18 protein-coding genes and 1 tRNA gene are annotated in these 19606 nt (G+C 58.3%); all 19 read right to left on the bottom strand.

Annotated features, from left to right (window positions below; genetic code table 11):
* Window positions 1-31: 31 nt before the first annotated feature.
* On the bottom strand, window positions 32-715 hold the full coding sequence (gene epsI / locus BLU39_RS17380; RefSeq protein ID WP_175539345.1) for an exosortase-associated protein EpsI, B-type: 684 nt from the start codon (window positions 713-715) through the stop codon (window positions 32-34).
* Window positions 712-1608, bottom strand: a complete 897-nt coding sequence (gene xrtB, locus BLU39_RS17375) for an exosortase B (protein ID WP_092715134.1) — start codon at window positions 1606-1608, stop codon at window positions 712-714. The genes epsI and xrtB overlap by 4 nt, the downstream gene beginning before the upstream one ends.
* Window positions 1608-2480 carry a chain length determinant protein tyrosine kinase EpsG gene (epsG, locus tag BLU39_RS17370; RefSeq protein ID WP_092715132.1) on the bottom strand — a complete coding sequence of 291 codons (873 nt, stop codon included), beginning with the start codon at window positions 2478-2480 and terminating at the stop codon, window positions 1608-1610. The genes xrtB and epsG overlap by 1 nt, the downstream gene beginning before the upstream one ends.
* A 14-nt stretch (window positions 2481-2494) precedes the next feature.
* Window positions 2495-3904 (bottom strand): chain length determinant protein EpsF, encoded by a 1410-nt coding sequence (gene epsF / locus BLU39_RS17365; protein WP_092715130.1) that lies wholly within the window; start codon window positions 3902-3904, stop codon window positions 2495-2497.
* 59 nt (window positions 3905-3963) lie between these two features.
* A complete protein-coding gene (epsE, locus tag BLU39_RS17360) occupies window positions 3964-4752 on the bottom strand; it encodes a polysaccharide export protein EpsE (protein WP_092715128.1) in 789 nt (262 codons plus the stop codon).
* 56 nt (window positions 4753-4808) lie between these two features.
* Window positions 4809-5789, bottom strand: a complete 981-nt coding sequence (locus BLU39_RS17355) for an EpsD family peptidyl-prolyl cis-trans isomerase (protein WP_092715126.1) — start codon at window positions 5787-5789, stop codon at window positions 4809-4811.
* A 653-nt stretch (window positions 5790-6442) separates the two neighbouring features.
* A complete protein-coding gene (locus BLU39_RS17350) occupies window positions 6443-7825 on the bottom strand; it encodes an undecaprenyl-phosphate glucose phosphotransferase (protein WP_092715124.1) in 1383 nt (460 codons plus the stop codon).
* Window positions 7826-7833: 8 nt separating this feature from the next.
* Complete coding sequence (gene epsL / locus BLU39_RS17345) at window positions 7834-9168, bottom strand: XrtB/PEP-CTERM-associated polysaccharide biosynthesis outer membrane protein EpsL (RefSeq protein ID WP_254788999.1); 1335 nt, start codon at window positions 9166-9168, stop codon at window positions 7834-7836.
* Window positions 9146-9835 carry a CAAX prenyl protease-related protein gene (locus tag BLU39_RS17340; protein WP_254788998.1) on the bottom strand — a complete coding sequence of 230 codons (690 nt, stop codon included), beginning with the start codon at window positions 9833-9835 and terminating at the stop codon, window positions 9146-9148. The genes epsL and BLU39_RS17340 overlap by 23 nt, the downstream gene beginning before the upstream one ends.
* A gap of 157 nt (window positions 9836-9992) precedes the next feature.
* Entirely contained in the window at window positions 9993-11885 is a 1893-nt protein-coding gene (locus BLU39_RS17335; RefSeq protein WP_092715120.1) for an ATP-binding cassette domain-containing protein, read from the bottom strand.
* 172 nt (window positions 11886-12057) lie between these two features.
* Window positions 12058-12132 (bottom strand) — tRNA-Arg (locus BLU39_RS17330).
* A 105-nt stretch (window positions 12133-12237) separates the two neighbouring features.
* Window positions 12238-13224, bottom strand: coding sequence for a hypothetical protein (locus tag BLU39_RS17325; protein WP_092715118.1), 987 nt, complete (start codon window positions 13222-13224; stop codon window positions 12238-12240).
* Window positions 13225-13259: 35 nt separating this feature from the next.
* Window positions 13260-14732, bottom strand: coding sequence for an MBOAT family O-acyltransferase (locus BLU39_RS17320; RefSeq protein WP_092715116.1), 1473 nt, complete (start codon window positions 14730-14732; stop codon window positions 13260-13262).
* A 225-nt stretch (window positions 14733-14957) separates the two neighbouring features.
* Window positions 14958-15710, bottom strand: a complete 753-nt coding sequence (locus BLU39_RS17315) for a PEP_CTERM-anchored TLD domain-containing protein (RefSeq protein WP_254788997.1) — start codon at window positions 15708-15710, stop codon at window positions 14958-14960.
* 122 nt (window positions 15711-15832) lie between these two features.
* Window positions 15833-16225, bottom strand: coding sequence for a RidA family protein (locus tag BLU39_RS17310; protein WP_092715307.1), 393 nt, complete (start codon window positions 16223-16225; stop codon window positions 15833-15835).
* A 35-nt stretch (window positions 16226-16260) separates the two neighbouring features.
* Window positions 16261-17421 (bottom strand): acyl-CoA dehydrogenase family protein, encoded by a 1161-nt coding sequence (locus BLU39_RS17305; RefSeq protein ID WP_092715112.1) that lies wholly within the window; start codon window positions 17419-17421, stop codon window positions 16261-16263.
* Between the two features lies 1 nt (window position 17422).
* Window positions 17423-18277, bottom strand: a complete 855-nt coding sequence (locus tag BLU39_RS17300) for an enoyl-CoA hydratase family protein (RefSeq protein WP_092715110.1) — start codon at window positions 18275-18277, stop codon at window positions 17423-17425.
* Window positions 18278-18279: 2 nt separating this feature from the next.
* Window positions 18280-18792, bottom strand: coding sequence for a MarR family winged helix-turn-helix transcriptional regulator (locus BLU39_RS17295; RefSeq protein WP_092715107.1), 513 nt, complete (start codon window positions 18790-18792; stop codon window positions 18280-18282).
* 13 nt (window positions 18793-18805) lie between these two features.
* A complete protein-coding gene (locus tag BLU39_RS17290) occupies window positions 18806-19606 on the bottom strand; it encodes an SDR family NAD(P)-dependent oxidoreductase (RefSeq protein WP_092715105.1) in 801 nt (266 codons plus the stop codon).

Here is a 19606-nt window from a genome sequence, read left to right as displayed (position 1 = left end):
TGCCTGCCCTTTTTTTACGCAACGGTAAGTTTTACTGAGCAAGCCCTGCAAAATGCGTACGTAAATTCGATGGCATGGCTTGCAGCATCTGATCTACAAAATTCTGCTGCAGTTGATAACCTTCGCTCGTATCTCCGCCTATGCTTGATACACGCATCAACGTTGCATCAGGAATCATTCCCCTGACCGCATAGGCCAGCTTCACCTTCTTGACTTCCCATGAGTTCGGGACCGCTTTGTCACCCACGACTACCCAATAGGTAATCGGTTCGATCCGGTTATTCAACGTAGCCACCATGCGCGAAGCGGAAATATTCCCGGCCTTCGTGGGCAAAGAAATTGTTGACGTGGGTCCAACAGCGAAGCCCTGCCCGCCATAACACCCTTCTGGAAAGTGGACAGACAAGTTATCGCGCTGGTCCGTGCCGTAAGCAATCGACAGCATGATTCGCTGGCCTTGGCTATTGACGTAGGTACGCGACAGCGTCTCTGCATAAATCTTGTTCAATTCGGCCACGGTCGTTGGATTGACCACAGCCGCCACTTGGGTGACGTCCTCCTGCCAGTCGCCAAACTTGCTGGGAATTGCACCGCTGAGGACAATTTGCGGGCGGGTGTCAGACAGGCGTATTGTCGGCGTGACAGCCTTGGTACACAAGGCACCGGCCAGCATCATGCTCCCCATCACTAGGCCAATCACGGCACTCTTATTCATATGGCCACCTTTCTGCGTTCCCACCGACGCGCGAACCATTGCAGCAGAGAATCCAAACTCAAAATCAGCACCAGAGCGCTCACGAACAGCACCATTCCCGCGAAGCCATGCAAGAAGCCCTGTCCAGCCGCATCGCCGAAATAATAGGTAATCAATGTCAATGTCAGCACACGCATCACGTTGGCAGTAAACGAGATGGGAATGATCAGGATGGCTAGGCCAATGTTACGGATGGCGGAAGTATGGCGCACCAGATTCAGGTAGAACAATCCTAGCGCCTCAAGCGTCAGCAGGGTTTGCAAGCCGGCACAGGCATCCGCCACCAGCAGCTGATATTGACCTATTTGTAAAATTACGCCACTGCGCGCAATCGGATAGTTCAGCCAGAACAGGATATGCTCACAGACATACGATACGGCCATTTTCATTGGCAAGGTGAGCGCACTGACCACCGCGCTAGGCAGCGGTATCATGAAAAGCATGAAAAAGAAGGGGAACCAAGCAACTGCCAGCGCACGTGTTCCCAACTTGATCACGAGGACCGACGCAATAACGGCAATGAACGAGCTAATCTCGAAAGCGAGTATCTGCTGCGAACGACCGGCGATATATAACAGCAGGCCTGTTGTCAATAATATCCAGCCGGACAACGGTGCGCGGTTATATTGCGCAACGGCTACAATCTGTTCACGCTGGCGCCACAGGAGCCAGAGTGAAAGCGCCAGGATAATGGGGCCATGCGCCTGCTCTTCCGTCGCCCATACACCGGTAAACAAGGTATAGAACGACGGAATATACAGCACAGCAAGGCCGATGGCGATCGGCAGCCATTCGAGCAACTGGCCACGACGCGGCAAAGCTAGGGGCAGATTCATCCGGCTGCTCGTATTCATCAGAAATCGACCAGTACCGAGCCGACCACCTGCGCACCGCTGTGCAGCATCTGCTCGGTCATGGCGTTGATGTCGCCGACAGGCGTGTGGTTCTTGCGCGCCACCAGCAGGACGCCGCCGGTCCGGGCGGCCAGGGCCAGCGCATCGGAGCCCAGTGAGAACGCTGCCGAGTCGTACAGCACCACATCGTAAGACGATTCAAGTTCCGTGCGCAGCGAAGAAAACGCGGGGCGGCTCAACAGTTCCTGCGGATTCGGCGGCAAGGTGCCGGCTCCCAGCACGGACAGATCGACGAACGATTCGATACGCGTGATGACATCGCGCTCGGCACGTCCCGCCAGGATGTCGGACAAGCCCTGGCGCCCTGCAAGGCCAAAGATCTCGTGCTGGCTGGGGTTGCGCAGATTTGCGTCGACCAGCAAAGTCTGTTCGCCCAACTGGGAAAACACCACGGCCAGGTTGGCCGCGAACAGGCTGGTGCCGTCGCCATCGTTGACGCCCACAACCACCAGCGACTTGCGGCCCAACGCCATCCAGCGCAGCATCAGCTGGCTGCGGATGGCGCGCAGCGTTTCCACTTGCGGGCTGAATGGCTGATAAGCGGCGATCAGCTTGTCGGAATACTTGCCCTCGCCCTGTTGCAGATACGGATAGTCGAACTGGCGCGCCAGGACTTGCTGAATATCCGCCTCCGTCACCAGACCCAGTCGCTGGGCAGCTTCGCCGAAACGGATGCCCAATTCCTTTTGCATGCGCAGGACACGTTCGGCACTTTCCGGCGTAATCTTGCCTGATGCGAGTAACAGCCCACCGATGCTGGAATCGGCCGTCCGCGGCGCCGCGGATACTAGCGGTTGCAATGCTGGATTCATATTATTTCCAATACTTAATTAAGACGCAAGCTGCGGGGCAACAACGATTTGAAGCGATTCAAGCGCGGACGCGTCGGCGCGCTCCAGTCGATCGAGCCAAGCACGGGCAACTGCAACAAATCGCTCAAATCGGCTTCGGAACGTACGCGACGGTCCAGCATCTCGGCCAGCAAGGAAAAACCCACGCCCAGCAAGCCACCCAGAAACAGGGCCAACAGCGTGTTCAACATCACTTTCGGACCGGCCGGCTTGATCGGTGCCACGGCAGGGTTGAGCAGGGAGATATCCGACTGCTCCGATTGCCCCTCGATGCGGGTTTGCGAGAAGCGTTGCGAGGCGATATCGAAGGCGCGCTGGGCACTTTCCACATCTTTTTGCAAGACGCCCATTTCGTCGCGGGTACGGTTCAATTCCAGAACCTTGTCCTTTTGCGCCGCCAGTGCCGCACGCACGGCGCCTTCGCGCTGCTGCAGGATACCGGCATTCTTGCTCACCGAGCTCGACGTCACGCGCGTGCCGTCCGCCAATTCCCGGCGCATGCGCTCGACTTCGGCGTTCAGGCTTTCATATTGCGGATGATTGCGTCCCAGGCGCTGCGCCATCTCGGCCAGCTTCGATTCGGCCGTTGCCAAACTCAGCTTCAGATTCTGCACCAACGGATTCGACGCCACATCCGGCGACTCGAAACCGGCATTGCCTTCGGCCATACGCTGACGCGAGGAGGCTTCCATCGCCTGTCCTTGTGCGGCCACGAGCTGTGCCGACAGGTCATTCAAGCGATTCGATTCGACGTCAAGACGGTTATCGACGCTGACGATGCCGTGTTCCTGCTGGTACTTCGACAGGCGGCTTTGCGCCACTTCGAGATTGTCGCGCAGCAGCTTCGTTTGCTCATTGAAATACACGGCCACCTTTTTCAAGGGGTCGACTTTCAGCTGGATGCTGGTTTTCTGGTATTCCTCGGCAAAGGCATTCGCAATAACGGCGACAAACTGCGGATCGTTACCCTTGAAACTGATATCGACCACGCTGCTTTCGCGCGACGGTACGATCTCGAGCTTCGCCAGCAGCAGATCCGCCAGCCAATCGCGCACGGTGCCCTTGCCTTCCGTGGCTTCATTAAACTGGGCGACGACGGCAGGATTATCCGCCAGATGCAAATTATCCACGACCTTCAGCGCCACATTCTTGCTGCTGATAATGTCAATTTGCGTCGCCATATAACCTGGCAACAACTGCATCGGCAATGCCAGACCCGTAACGGGATCGACGCCCTTGTAGTTGATCAGGAGGGATGCCGTGCCTTTATACGTCTTGGGCAACAGCAGGCTCACCACCATCGTCGCCCCGACTGTGATAAGCAAAGTGAATAGTAAAATCCGTTTGCGGGCAAGCAAGACGAGCAGAAACTGGTGGAAATTCATGGTCAACTCTCATATTGATAAACAAAGCCAGCCTGGCCATAGCGCCGGAACTACGCAGCTTAGAACAAGCTTTCTTTGACATACACCACGTCATCGATTTGGATGATGTCGTCATGCTTGGCGTCGATTATTTGCATTACACCTGCCGCATCGCGGCGCTTGATGCGCACGCCACGCTCGGTGCCGCGCTGCGTCAAACCACCCCCAACGGACAAGGCCTGCAGCACCGTCATCGAGCGTTCCAGGCGGAACGCCCCGGGACGCTGCACTTCGCCATAAATGTAAAACCGTGGCGCCCGTTCGACGTACAGCACATCGTTGCCGGTCAGGTCGAAATCGCGGGCCAGGTCGGCGCTGCGCATCATGTCGACGATATCGATGGTTTCCTTGGTGGTGGTGCCGCCGCGCTTGCGGATCAGGCTAACGACGTCACCTCCATCGGTATTCTGGCCGCCTGCCATAGCCAGGATGTCGAGCAAGCTGCGCTTGCCTTCAATCGGATACCGGCCCGGGCGATTGACTTGCCCCAGCACGGACACTTGCTGACTTTGCAGGGCAGTGACAATGATATTGACCTGTGCCTTGCGCAGGAAGCCACCGCTCTCCAGCGCCTGTCCCAGTTTCTTTTCTGCAGCAGCAACGGACAAGCCCCCTATGGCAACACTGCCAACCAGCGGAAAGGTAATGCTGCCGGCCTCGCTGACACGTGTCTCCAAACCCAGGTCAGGACTGCCATACACGGAAATTTTCAATACATCGCCAGCGCCGAGCAACACCTCGGCGGCCCCGGCCACACCAACACTGCAAGCCATCAGTACGGCGGCTGCCCACATCGCAAGTCGTTTCATGATTTGCTCTATCCCTTTAAAAACTTCTGTTAAATCCGAAAGATCCCTGCACACTCTTACTTCATGCCTGCCACACCGCGCGCATTCACGTCGCCACTGTCGGCCGCCGGTGCAGCTGGCGCCACCACTGGCGCCACCACTGGCGCCACCACTGGCACTGAAGCGGCAACAGCGGCTGAAGCGGACGCCGATGCCGATGCCGGCTTGTCCGTCTTGTTCAGATACTCGATCTTGGCGCTGGCACGCAAACGCTTCAACTCGGCGTCCGCGGCCTCCTTGTTCTTTTTATTGAAAAGGAACTGTTCGATCTGCGGCGCCGCCTGCGCCAGCGTCACCGGGGTGTCCTTGATGTCGGCCAGGGAAATCAGCAGAGTACGATCACCTTCGCGAATGATGAACAACTGGCCTTTTGGCATCCCGGCCAGTTTGCCGCTCAATTCAGGCGCGAGGTCAGCGCTGGTGCGCGACAATTGCGTACGCCCATATTTGACCTTGTTGGCATCCAGCCATGCCGCAACCTCGTCCAGCGTTTTCGCGTCATCCATCGCCTTCTTCAAGCCATCATTCATGTCGGACGAAGCGATGATCAGTTCACGCATGTCGAACTGCTTGCGCTGGGTAAAGTACTGAGGATTCTTGTTGAAGTAATCTTCCACTTCCGCCGGTGAGGGCTTGTTGATGGTGCCTATGCGTTTTTGCATATAGGCTTGGGCAACGATCAGCGCCTTGGCCCGCTCAACGGCTTGCACGACCTTCGGATCACGGTCGACCTTGTCCTTGATCGCCTCGTTCTGCAATAACTGGCGGTCGATCAACGACTCCAGCAATTGTTTGCTGGCCGCTTCCTGTTGTACTGCGGGAACATTGGCACGCTGCAACTCCTCATTCAGCTGCAGTACTGTGATTTCCTCGCCGTTGACGCTCGCCAACGCCTGACCGGCCTTTTTTTCCTTACCTCCGCAAGCGGACAATCCGGCAGCAGCAAAAAGCACCAGCACAGCGCACAACAATCGGGTGTTGCCGGCTGGTTTGGGCATAGTCAAACGAGAGTTGTGGAAATGATTCAAGATTACTCCTTCGGATTCATTATTAAAAACACAATTTACTGCAACGCAGCGCGATAGCATAGACATAGGACTTTACCAAAATGACACAAGTCACCAGCGACTAGCAAGCTATGCAAACAATTATTAATATTGTAAATATGATACACAAGATGCAAGCCAATATGGAAACATTTTTGCTTAAAAATCTATTAAGAAGCTTTTAATACAACTATTTCCATAGTCGAGCCCCAAAAAAATAGTTACACAAAAGAAATATTCTTCATTGTGGATCGGTTCAGAGCGATAGCGCCTTGGCTCGTAATGCATCTAGATCACAAGCGGCTGAACTTGGGGGCCGCTAACAGCGGATGACGGCGAGGATGAGGCCGATTCAAGAGTCATGCAGGTCGCAAGCGACGTCCGCTGAGCGACAGTGATGATATAGGCTGCCGCCCATATGGGCGGCCGTGACACTGGGAGCATGCATTGCCAGTGCACTCTGTCGTTGACGTTTGAACATATCACCGAGCCACCCTCCACCTGGGTTATACCTGACTGCACCCAACGCTACCTGACTGGACATATTTTATCGCGTATTGACTGAGCGCAAACTAAATTGCACATCATTTTCCAGGCACCTGCAATCAATGCGCATTGTCACGCTTCAGCACGACTTTCACTGTCCGCAAGATGATCCAGATATCGAGCCACAGTGACCAGTTACGCAGATAATCGAGGTCAAAATGGATGCGCGCTTCCATCTTGTCCAACGTCTCCGTTTCGCCACGTAAACCGTTGACCTGGGCCCACCCCGTGATGCCGGGCTTGACCTTGTGGCGCAACATGTAGCCCTTGATCAGTTTACGGTACTGCTCGTTATGCGCCACCGCATGGGGACGGGGACCGACAATACTCATGCGTCCTTGCAATACATTAATAAATTGCGGCAATTCGTCAAGCGAACTGCGGCGTAAAAAACCACCGATGGGCGTGACGCGCTGGTCGTCCTTGGTGGCTTGCACGACCTTGTCACCATCCTCGCTGACCGTCATCGAGCGGAATTTATACACGATGATTTCCTCGCCATACAGGCCGTAGCGGCGCTGACGAAAAATCACGGGCCCCTTCGATGTCATCTTGACGGCGATGGCGATGACCAGCATCACCGGCAACAGCATGATCTGGATCAGCAAGCCCAGTACGATGTCGCTCCCACGCTTGACCATGCTGTTAAAACCGGTGAACGGCGACTCGCGAATGGCGATCACCGGCATGCCGCCCACATTGTCGAAGCGCGCCTGCATCAAATCGAAGATATAAATATCCGGCAAGAAATACACGGATGCTGTCGTATCCTGCAATTCATCGAGCATCTTGCGGATGCGCGGCTGGGCCGAAATAGGCTGGCTGATGAATATCATCTTGATATTGTGTTCGCGCACATAGGCGGCAATATCGGCCATCTTGCCCAGCATGGGTTCACGCATCTTCTCCGGCCAGCGGTCATCGGTGCGGTCGTCAAAAAAACCGCGCACGCTCATGAACAGGTTCGGATTACGCTCGACGGTGGCGGCGAACTTCAGGCTGGCGTCATTGGCGCCGATGATGACGACGGAGCGCACTTCACTGTCGCGCCCGGGATCGGCCACCATGCGCCGCGCTGCCAGATGACTGAGCAGCAAGATGAATGGCGTCAGCATGAACCAGGCCAGCACCAGCTCTCGGTCATAATGAAACGCCAGTCCTGTCGCCGAGCCCAGAAATACCAGGATCAGGGCCGTGATGCCCCAGCTGACAAAAACATCGCGGGCATAGGCCAGCATGCGACCGCTGCGCCAGGTGCGATACGGATCGACATACTGGAATACGGATGATGAAATAAAGAACGCAAGGATCATCAATACCAGCGAGTAACCGGTAAATGGCGAACCTGACAAGGCGGACAGCAGATACAGCGTACCCATGATGATCAATGGGTCGAGTATGCGCTGGAAAAACGAAATCAGGGGTATATCATTAACCGTCATGATGCTCTTCAAAACTGGGCACTGGCATTGAAGGAAATGCCGTTGGCGTGATAACTGCTGGTATTAATGAACGGAGCGCCTCGGCGTGCATCGCGGAAGGCATTCACGCCTAACTGGATATTCGGCCGTGGCGCATACGTCAGGCCCACGGTCGCGGTGCGGGTCGTGTCGCTGACATCGACGGGCAAGGACAAGCCACTTGCGGCGGAAAAATCGCGCTTCTCGCGCCGCACCTGCGCATCCATCCTGACCTTGGCGGAAATATCCCAGGCCGCTGCCAGGCTGGCGCCATTATTCAAGCTGCTGGTAATCAATGAATTTTCCACAGCGGCAAACTCATGCCACAAGCTGCCAGTAAACCGCACTTTTCCAAGCGGCGCCCAATACACGATCACGCGTCCATTGGCGCCACTGGAATCGCGTCCGCTGAACAGCTGGTTCTTGCGCTTCACCCAGCCGCCGAGCAACTGCACTTGCGTGATGCCGCTAAAGCGCCAATAGATATTGGCCTTGACCTCATCCTGCTCATACCCTTGTTCCACACCAAAGGCGGCCAGGCTGGCCCGGTTCGGATACGTGCCTTTCAGATGGCGCAACTGGATCCCGATGCGGCTCTCGCTGGCCGGCAGGTAATCAAGGCCGAGCTCGTACGCATCTTCCTGGCGCTCCGAAAATTTCTGCGCGATGGCATCATAGGTATATTTGTCGCGCGCAAAACCGCCGCGCACGCGCCAGCTGGGATGGAAGCGCCAGCCACCATTGACATATTCACGGCGTATCGTGCGCAAGTTACGTCCCGTACTTTGCAAGTCGCTGAACGGCGTCAAGGTCTGCGAATAACTGGCGCCCACATGGCCTTCGAGATGATTGGCAATATGCCATTCCAGGTCGGCCAGGTAGTCTTTGCCCGTATAGTCGAGCTGGTCGAAGTGATCGAAATACACGCGCGACCACTTTACCTGGCCCGTCAGGCGTTGCCGCCCGATCGGGCGATTAATCAGGAAACCCGCTTGCACCTGGCGCGACGTATCGGAGCGCGCGCCGTCGAAATCGGGAGCACTGTCGTCTAGCCGGAACAAATTATTATCATATGAATAAGTTGTCGCGATGAACGGGGAAATCGTGTCACTGATCGCCGCCCAGGCCGGTACGCTGCAGGCCACGCCGCCGAGCAACAGCAACGAGGCAGGCAAGATGCGCGCCATGGCCAAGGCCAATCGCTTGCGTTGCATTCTGGGTTGCCCGGCAGAGGCTGGGCTATGAGGCAAGGAATTCAACATGGGTATTGTCTTTGAAAGAGCAAACAGTTGGTTGGCAATATTACCAGTAAGTCCAGTGTCCACCGGAAACAATCCAGAGACCCAGCACGCCATTCGTCACGCCATGGGCGAGGATGGGCGACCACAGCGACTGGCTGCGCATGTACAGCAAGCTATACACGGCGCCGGCAACGATGCCGGCCAGCCACAAATTATGTTCGAAGCCAAACAGTACCACGCTGACAACAAACGCCTTGGCGCTGGCCAGGCGTGGCTGATATTTCAGGAAATCAGGGGCGTCGATCCAGCGCAGCAGGAACGAGCGCCAGAACAGCTCTTCCATCACGGGCACCACGAGAGCGGCGCCGGCGATGCGCAAGACCACCAGGCTCCACTCGATCTGGCCATCATTGCGCGGATCGAAGCCGTCGGCACTGCCGATCATCATCCAGCCTGCATTCAAATTAATCCACAGCAGAAAAACAACAAACCCGGCGGCGATGGCCACGGCAGTGGCGCGCGCACCGAGTCTCGTCCAGGCCAGTTCCGCATAACTGCGGCGCCAGTACAACAACATGCCCAGCACGACGCCGATCTTGACGGCGTACAGCCAGCGCAAGTCTTGCGCGGCATAGCCCGCCCGGCCCAGCATGTCGGCGATGAAGATGAAGGAGAGGTAGGCCAGGAATGGCGCTACGCGTGGCAAGGCGGCGCGGTCAAACATGCTGATGCGCACCGGAGGTAAAACCACGCGCCGGACGCCGTGGTCCGGATCGCGTGTTGTTCATGACAAACATGCATCCCCCGATGTAATAAATATAATTATATAATTATATAATTATATCAAGCTGAACCGTTGCCGTGGCAAGTAATCCTAACTTAATTACAACAGAAGAGGCAGAAAACAATCAACCGTTGGCGCGCGCCTCGATCTGCTCCCACTTTTCCAGCGCTTCCAGCAGTTCGCCTTCGATCTCGGCCACGCGCGCGTTCAGGCGCTTGCCTTCAGCCGGCGTCTTCTTGTAGAAGTCAGGGTGCGACAGCTCGGCGGCCAGTACCGATTGCTCGTCTTCCAGCTTGGCAATCAGTTTCGGCAACTCTTCCAGCTCGCGCTGTTCCTTGTAGCTGAGCTTTTTCTGCTTGGCGGCCGGAGCGGCTGCCTCGACCTTGACGGCCGGCTTGCTGGCTGGCGCCGTGGCGATCGGCAAGGTGCGCACGCGCTCCCAGTCCGTATAGCCGCCGACGAATTCGCGCCACTTGCCCTCGCCTTCGGCGACGATCACCTGGGTGACGACATTGTCGAGGAAGGTGCGGTCATGGCTGACGAGGAAGACGGTGCCGGTGTATTCTTCCAGCAACTCTTCCAGCAATTCCAGGGTATCGATATCCAAGTCATTGGTCGGCTCATCGAGCACCAGCACGTTGGCCGGCTTGGCGAACAGACGCGCCAGCAGCAAACGGTTGCGCTCGCCACCGGACAGCGACTTGACGGGCGAACGGGCGCGTTCCGGCGCGAACAGGAAGTCATTCAGATACGTCATCACGTGACGGCGCTGACCGTTGATCTCGACCCAATCGCTGCCCGGCGCGATGGTTTCCATCAGGTTCGCCTCTTCGTTCAGCTGCGTACGCATCTGGTCGAAATACGCCACTTGCAGCTTGGTGCCCAGGCGGATGGTGCCCGTGTCCGACTCTTCCTGGCCGAGGATCATCTTCAGCAAGGTGGTCTTGCCGGCGCCGTTGGCGCCGATCAGGCCGACCTTGTCGCCGCGCAAGATGGTGGCACTGAAATCCTTGACGATGACCTTGTCGCCATAAATCTTCGAGACGTTTTCCAGATCCGCCACGATCTTGCCCGAGCGTTCGCCGGCCGACACGTCCAGCTTGACTTGTCCCTGCTGTTCGCGGCGCGCATTGCGCGTCAGGCGCAGCGCTTCCAGGCGGCGCACGCGGCCTTCGTCGCGCACGCGGCGGGCCTTGACGCCCTTGCGTATCCACACTTCTTCCTGCGCCAGGAACTTGTCGAACTTGGCGTTTTCCACTTCCTCGATTTCCAGCTGCTCCGCCTTGCGGGTCTGGTACGCCGTGAAATTGCCCGGATACGACAGCAAGCGGCCGCGGTCGAGTTCGATGATGCGCGTGGCGACGTTGTCGAGGAAGGAGCGGTCATGGGTAATGAACAGCACGCTGCCCTTGAAGTCGCGCAGCAAACCTTCCAGCCACAGGATGGAGCTGAAGTCCAGATGGTTGGTCGGTTCATCGAGCAGCAACACGTCGGGCGCCGACACCAGCGCGCGCGCCAGCGCCACGCGCTTTTGCATCCCGCCGGACAGGGTCTTCATCAGCATGTCGCCCGTCAGGTTCAAGCGGTCGAGCACGGTTTCCACCTTGTTCGGCAAGCTCCACGCATCGGCCGCATCGAGTTTGACCTGGATGTCGTGCATGCGTTCCATCAGTTCATCGTCATTGCCCTGGCCAAACTGGCCCGTCAGCGCATCGTATTCCTTCAGCCACGCCTGCGACTCGCCCATGCCGGAAGCGACGGCATCGAACACGGACATCTCCGGGTCGAATTGCGGTTCCTGCTCCACATAGGCGATCTTGATGCCTTGCTGCATCACCAACAAACCGTCGTCGAGCTTGAATTTGCCCGAAATAACCTTCAACAGCGAGGATTTGCCCGTGCCGTTGCGGCCGATCAAGCCGACCCGTTCCGAGGTTTCCAGTGAAAATTCCGCGTGATCGAGCAGCGCGACGTGACCGAACGCAAGTTGCGCCGATGAAAGAGAAATGACAGCCATAATGAGTAAGAGTGCTCGGGCGCCGTCTCGCGCACACCGCGTGGTGTGCCAAACAGCCGCCGATTAGATGAATGAAGCACGCATTGTACCGATAACCTGGACTTCAATCGCCATCGACCAGTAACTACCGCCTGGATGACCACAGGCTGCCGACGCGCGTTGCGTGGAAACGTGGTGTCGCCAGCAGGAATCGAACCTGCATTTAAGTCTTAGGAGGACCTTGTACTATCCATTGTACGATGGCGACACGCGCAGCGGCATTATACAGGCAAGCGCCCGCCATTGACAGCGTGGCAAGCAGGCGGTTCGAGTACCATCTGCCATTGCGCGCACGCTAAGTCGCTGGAGCCGTCTATTTTAGCCGGGACAATATTTGCTGGGCAGCCAGCGTATGGGACACCTTGTTCCAGTGCGCATCCATGGGAGCGAAGTCCATCCGCTCGCGCTGTGCCGCCCAATGCCGCGCGAACACAGTTTGCATGTCGATTGCGGCATAGCCATGCCGTTTCAAACGGTCTAGGAAAAATGCCCGATCCCCGACCTGCCAGGACGGCTCGCCCTTGCGCGCATCGTACAGCAGGCCCCGCTCACCATCGACGAGAAATAGAAACTGCACCTTAGAACTACCTTCGATGGCACGCAGCTGTGTCAGATAGTAGTCGAGCACCAATGCCAGCGCCGCCGTGTCCCGGACCGGCAACGGAGCCGCCTGTGGCCGACTCTTGCGGCGCAGTGTGGACGATAGCCAATCGGGTAACTTGAGATTGTAATAACAATACCGGGCCAATGCCGAATAGGACACCACCCGCTTCATCTTGGGTTCCATATACGGCGTATGCACCATGTGCAAGCCAACTGGGCCGGCCTCGATCTGATTGTGGCCACGTTTCGCCGGTTCCAGCAAGGTGGCAAGATTACTGCCATCGACAAATAACACTACGGTGCGCGGATGCACGCGCGGCAAATAATAGCGCGCCATGGCCAGTGTATCGGCAAGGCCATTGCCGGAATTACCGGCAGCATACACCCCGCCGCCAAGCGCATGCTCCAGCTGTCCCTGCATGGTATCGGAATAATCGAGCATCAAGCTCTCGACAAAACTGTCACCGAGTACCAGTACGGCAGCGCCATCCTTGAAGTCACGCGAATTCGATGCCCCTTGGGCATTGATCACGCCGCTGCGCGCGTTGTTCAACGCCCAACCATACGAATACACATAGGACTGGTACGCCAGATAGCGGCGAAATGGAATTTGCGGGTCGCTATTTTCCAGCCGCAAGCCGGACGAGACAGGCAGGCATTGCAGGATGGCCTCGAGCACCAGCACCGTTGCCAGCATGCCCAAGCCTATGGCAGATAAAGGACGCATATGATTTAGAAATTAAAATAAAGAAATTCAGAAATACCACGCGTTTCGCTAATCGCCAGCAAAAGCAAACAGAGAATCAATAGCGCACCCAAAACGATATTGCCGCCCTGGCCGGATAAGCGCTGTTCCTGTGTGCGTAAAATTCCCCGACCCAGCAGGACGTAGGCATTTGGCGTGAGGAAGGCAATGGCCGCGCAAGCAAGCAACCACCACAGGCAGCTCTGCAGTGCCATAATCCGGTCGATTCCCAGCATCGCTCCCTGCATCGCTGGCGTCAGAGTACCTCCGCCCATGGCTTGCAGTACATCCAGCGCCACCCCCACCGAACTGGCACGGAAAAAGACCCATGCCAAAACAACCGCCAGGAAGGTGGCGATGCTACCGGCAACGCGTATCGGCAGATTGCTGCGTCCACCAAGAACATGGCGTAGCGCATGATTAATAATCAGGTAAATACCGTGCAGCATGCCCCATATGAGAAAAGTCCAGTTGGCGCCATGCCACAAGCCACCCAGCAGCATGGTCACGAACAGATTACGGTAGCGCTGGAAGGCGCCCTGGCGATTTCCCCCCAAGGGAATGTACAGATAATCGCGCAAGAATGTGGACAGCGTGATGTGCCAGCGACGCCAGAAATCGATGATGGAAGTCGCCTGGTACGGCGAGTTGAAATTGATGGGTAATATGATGCCAAACATATAGGACAGGCCGTATGCCATGTCCGAATAGGCGGAAAAGTCGAAATACAACTGGAAGGTGTACGCCAGAGCTCCGGCCCAGGCTTCCAGCATGCTCAGATTCTGGTGGTACGCATCGAACACGGGCGCGACGTAACGGGCCACGCCATCGGCCAATATCACTTTCTTGAACAGGCCGATGGTGAAAAACGTCAGGCCGACGATGATACGCCCTCGCCGCAACAAGTGTGATTCCGGCTGTGAAAACTGCGGCATCATGTCTTTATGATGCAAGATAGGACCAGCGATCAGGTGCGGGAAATACGTGACGAACAGACCATAGCTTTCCGGCTGGTACTCCCTGACCTTCCCTGCATGACAGTCGACGAGGTATGCAATCTGCGTAAACGTGAAAAACGATATCCCGATCGGCAAGACGATGCCGATCGGTGCCAGCGGCGCACCGGTCAGGACGGCTATATTTTCTATAAGGAAATCAAAATACTTGAAGAAAATCAGCAGGGAAAGATTGAAAACCAGTCCAACGCCAAGCCATGCCTTGGCGGAGCGCCTACTGCCCCGTTCATAACGCTGTGAAATCCCGCGCCCTACCGCAAAATTGACACAGATTGACAAGACCAGCAATGGCAAAAAACGAATATCCCAATAACAATAGAATGCGAGCGATGCCAGCAGCAAGAAGATAATCGACACACGCAACGAATACTTTGACAGGAGAAAATAGCCAAGCAGCGCCAATGGCAAAAAGATCAAGAAGAAAGCAAATGTGTTAAATAACACCGCGGATTCCTACTGGTAATAAATTGGCGTACGGAGGATTATGGATGGCCCGGCATACTTGTGACTTGGCTCATGTACGCCCATCCAGCAGACGAAGACCGAAGGCCGGGCCGATTTCGAAACAAGCGCCCTACATGTTCGCTTTATCGCCCCCACGAGTAACTGGCTAGCGCGTAACCCGCCATCCCGCGATGCTCGCCTGGGACAGCGGCACACCATTTTGTATCAACGGCATTTAACAGCCTGCGCATTGTCAACCGCACGTTTGCCACGGCGACGCGCCGCCATCAGCAGCAATCCCGCCATGAACATTCCATACGTTCCCGGCTCCGGCACGGCACTGATGGAAAACACCTGGATGGCACCGAAAGTGATATCGTTGCCATGCCAGATGGAACCGTCGAGCAGACTGACGCCGGTCGATGGCTGGCCCAGATAGTTATACGTGTACAGGAAGGAACTGCCGCCGTGCGTGAGGTCCTGCGGCACATACAGATCATGGCCGTAGCCAAAAGTAGGGCCGTAATTGGCCAGATTGTAGGTCTGGTCCTTGCCGATGCCGTCGCCGTTAAAATACTGCTTCAATTGCGGCAGCATGAAGTCCGAGGTCAAATTGAACAGAAAGGCGGTCCGCTGGCTGTCGTCCATGGTGACATGCGCGCCATCGGTGGAACTCCAGCTTTGCGGATTGTAGCCGCCCACCAGCCACGTCTTGCCCGATGAATTCGTGGCCTCCATGACGGAAAAAGTACGTCCCTTGCCGTCGGATGCCTTATGAAAGTCCAGCGAGGTATCGCCCGCCGCCTTGGTATAAATATTCGTCAGCGACAGGCGGCCTTCGCCGAGCCAGGTTTCCAGTTGCGTCTTGTGGCCGGGAGAGAGTAGCGAGGGACCGGAATCGGCCAGCGCCCCCAGGCTAACAACCATGCCGGCCACCGCCAGCGCCACGCTTCTTGCCGCTCTGAAATTATTACGCATCCTCTACCTCGACTGTCAGTATTTAAAACCGGCGTATTTTCCGGTTGCCAAATATAACACGATAGATATTGTTTTTATATTTATTATTTAGATGCCAATATGCAATATTTCGCAGCAGAAATTCAGTCAGGCAGCACCGCCGTCACTTCGATCTCGACCTTCGCTCTGTCCTCGATCAGTCCCGCCACCTGCACCGCCGTCATGGCAGGAAAATGCTTGCCGATCAGCTCGCGATAGGCGACGCCGATTTGTGGATATGCCGCCACATATTCCTTCTTGTCCAGCACATACCAGTTCATGCGCACGATGTGCTCGGGCAAGGCGCCCGCCTCGGCCAGCACGGCGACGATATTTTGCAAGGCCTGGCGCACCTGCCCCGCAAAATCGTCCGTATGAAACTGGCCCTGCGCATCCCAGCCTATCATGCCGCTGACATACACCGTGCGTCCGCTGGCGGCCACGCCGTTCGCATAGCCGCGCGGCCTGGCCCATCCCGCTGGTTGCAGCACTTGCATTGCGTTCTCCTCGTTGTTCATGCCGTTCATGCTGCTCATGCGTTCCCCGCCTCGCGCAGCAGTTCGCGCGCGATGATCAATTGCTGTACTTCGCTGGCGCCCTCGTAGATGCGCAAGGCGCGAATTTCGCGGTACAGGCGCTCGACCGGGTGACCACTGACGACGCCCATCCCGCCGAACAGCTGCACGGCCGCATCGATCACCTGCTGCGCCGTTTCCGTGGCCGTCAGCTTGGCCATGGCCGCTTCCTTCGTCACCTTGCGGCCCTGGTCGCGCTGCCAGGCGGCGCGGTAGGTGAGCAGCGCGGCCGCATCGATGCCGGTGGCCATCTGCGCCAATTTTGCCTGCGTCAGCTGGAAGTCCGCCAAGGTCTGGCCGAACATCTGGCGCGCCGTCGCATGGCGCAGCGCTTCGTCGAAGGCGCGCCGCGCAAAGCCCAGCGCGGCGGCGGCCACCGACGTGCGGAACACGTCGAGCGTCGCCATCGCCACCTTGAAGCCCTGCCCCGCCTCGCCCAGGCGCTGCGACACGGGCACGCGGCACTGGCTGAAGCGCAGGCGCGCCAGCGGATGCGGCGCGATGACGGCGATGCGCTCGGCGATTTCCAGCCCCGGATTGTCGGCGTCGACGATGAAGGCGCTGATGCCGCGCGCACCGGGCGCTTCGCCCGTGCGGGCGAACACCACGTAAAAGTCGGCGATGCCGCCGTTCGAGATCCACGTCTTTTCGCCATCGAGCACGTAGTCGTCGCCGTCGCGGCGCGCCGCGCACGCCATGGCTGCCACGTCGGAGCCGGCCTGCGGCTCGGACAGGGCAAAGGCGGCAATGCGCTTGCCGCTGGCCACGTCTGGCAGATAGCGCGCCTTGTTGTCCAAGCTGCCGAACAGGCCGATGGCGCCCGAACCGAGTCCCTGCATGGCAAAAGCGAAATCGGCCAGGCCGTCGTGGCGCGCCAGGGTTTCGCGCATCAGGCAAATGGCGCGCGTATCGATCTTGCCATCGGTGCCCGTGGCATGCGCAAGCCAGCCACCCTGCCCCAGCTCCGCCACCAGCGCGCGGCAAGCCGCATCGACGTCGGCGCCGTGCGCCTCGCCAAGATGCCGTGCCGCCCAGGCGTCGAGTTCGGACTCAAGCTTTGCATGATGCGCCTCGAAAAACGGCCAGTCCAGGTAAGTGGTGTCGCGTGTATTTTGCATCTTAATCACCCTCGAACTGCGGTTTTTCCTTCGCCACGAAGGCGTGATAGGCGCGGTGGAAATCGTTGGTGGCCATGCAAATGGCTTGCGCCTGCGCTTCCGCCTCGATCGCTTCATCGACGCCCATGTTCCACTCCTGCTGCAGCATTTTTTTCGTCATGCCGTGCGCGAACGTGGGGCCGCTGGCCAGGCCGGCGGCGAACAGCTGCGCCGCTTCGGCCAGCTCCTCCGGCTCGACCAGGCGGTTGAGCCAGCCCCAGCGCTCGGCCTCGGCGCCGGCCAGGGAGCGCCCCGTGTACAGCAGCTCGGCGGCGCGGCCCTGGCCGATCACGCGCGGCAGCAAGGCGCAGGCGCCCATGTCGCAGCCGGCCAGGCCCACGCGGGTAAACAAGAAGGCCGTCTTGCTGCGCGCCGTGCCGATGCGGATATCGGAAGCGAGCGCCAGCATGGCGCCGGCGCCTGCGCAAATGCCGTCGATGGCGGCGATGATGGGCTGCGGGCAGGCGCGCATGGCTTTCACCACGTCGCCCGTCATGCGGGTAAAGGCCAGCAAGCCGGGCATATCGAGTTTCGTCAGCGGGCCGATGATGTCGTGCACGTCGCCGCCCGAACAGAAATTGTCGCCGCTGCCCGTGATGATGACGGCCTTGACGTCGTCCGCATGGGCCAGCGCGCGGAACAGCTCGCGCAATTCCGCGTACGAGTCAAAAGTGAGCGGATTCTTGCGCTCGGGCCGGTGCAGTGTCAAGGTGGCGACGCCTGCATCGACGGCAAACAGAAAATGCCGCGCCGCGTAATGGGCCAGGCTGGCGCGGTTGCCTGGCAGGTCTTGCGGCTGGCCGGGTAAATGGCGCATGGTCAGTCCTTTATCGAGGTGTCATTCAGCTGCTGTTTCATGTGCGACAGCAGGTCGATCAACTGGGTTTTGTCATCGGGCGTCACGCCGTGCAGCAGTTCGGCGATCCAGCCCTCGTGCACGCGCGCCATCTCGTCGAAGGCGCGCCGGCCCGCCGGCGTCAGCTTGACGCTGTACGAGCGCCGGTCCTTCGGATCGACCACGCGCACCACCAGCTTTTCCTGCTCCAGCTGGTCGGTGATGCCCGTGATGTTGCCTCCCGTGACCATCATGCGCTTGGACAGTTCGCCCATGCGCAAGCCGTCGGGAAAGCGCTCGAGCTGCGCCATCAGGTCGAAGCGCGGCAAGGTGATGCCGAAGGTGGCGCGCAAGCGCGTGCGCACCTCGTTTTCAATCTTCACCGTACACGAGAGCATGCGCAGCCACAATTTCAGCGACTGGTGATGGTCCTGCGTCAGCCGGCTGGCCAGGTCCAGCACGGGTTCGTCGCGCAAATTTTCGGGTTCTTTATCCATGGTCTTCATTCAGTTACATGACTTCGCCGCCGGCGACGGCGATCGATTGTCCATTCATGGCGGACGACGCGGGCAGGCATAGCCACGCCACCGCATCGGCCACTTCCCGCGGCTGCACCAGCCGCTGCTGCGGATTGCCCGCCGCCAGTTCCGCGCGCGCCGCGTCTTCGCCGCGCCCCGTCTTGCGCACGATGTTCTGCACGGCCTGCGCCACCATCTCCGTTTCCGTGTAGCCGGGACAGACGGCGTTGACGGTGACGCCGCGCGGCGCCACTTCCAGCGCCAGCGCGCGCGTCAGGCCAATGACGCCATGCTTGGCCGCGACATAGGCGCTGACATAGCGATACCCCTTCAAGCCCGCCGTCGACGCCACGTTGACGATACGCCCCCAGCCCGCTTCCAGCATGGCCGGCATGGCCGCTTGGCAGCAGTGGAATACGCCCGTCAGGTTCACGGCCAGCATCTGCTGCCAGATGGCGGCATCCGTCTTGCCGAAAGGCGCCGCATGCGCCTGGCCCGCGTTATTGATCAAGATGTCGATGCGGCCGAAATGCGCGGCCGCCTGTGCAAACCCTGCCTCCACGGATGCTTCCACGGCCACGTCGAGCACGCAGATGGCCACCCTGCCCGCGTGGCCCGCCTCTTCCAGCTGCATGCGCGCGCGCGCCAGCCGCGCGCCATCGCGCCCGGCCAGGGTGACCCTGGCGCCCGCGTCCAGCAAGGCGGCCGCGCAGGCCAGGCCGATGCCGCTGCCGGCGCCCGTCACCAGCGCGTGCTTGTTGGCCAATGCACCGTCCAGTTGCTCCTTGCTCAT

Origin of the sequence: Janthinobacterium sp. OK676, from assembly GCF_900103595.1 — a bacterium.
Classification (GTDB): Bacteria; Pseudomonadota; Gammaproteobacteria; order Burkholderiales; family Burkholderiaceae_D; genus Janthinobacterium.
This window is presented reverse-complemented; position numbering and strand designations above follow the sequence as displayed.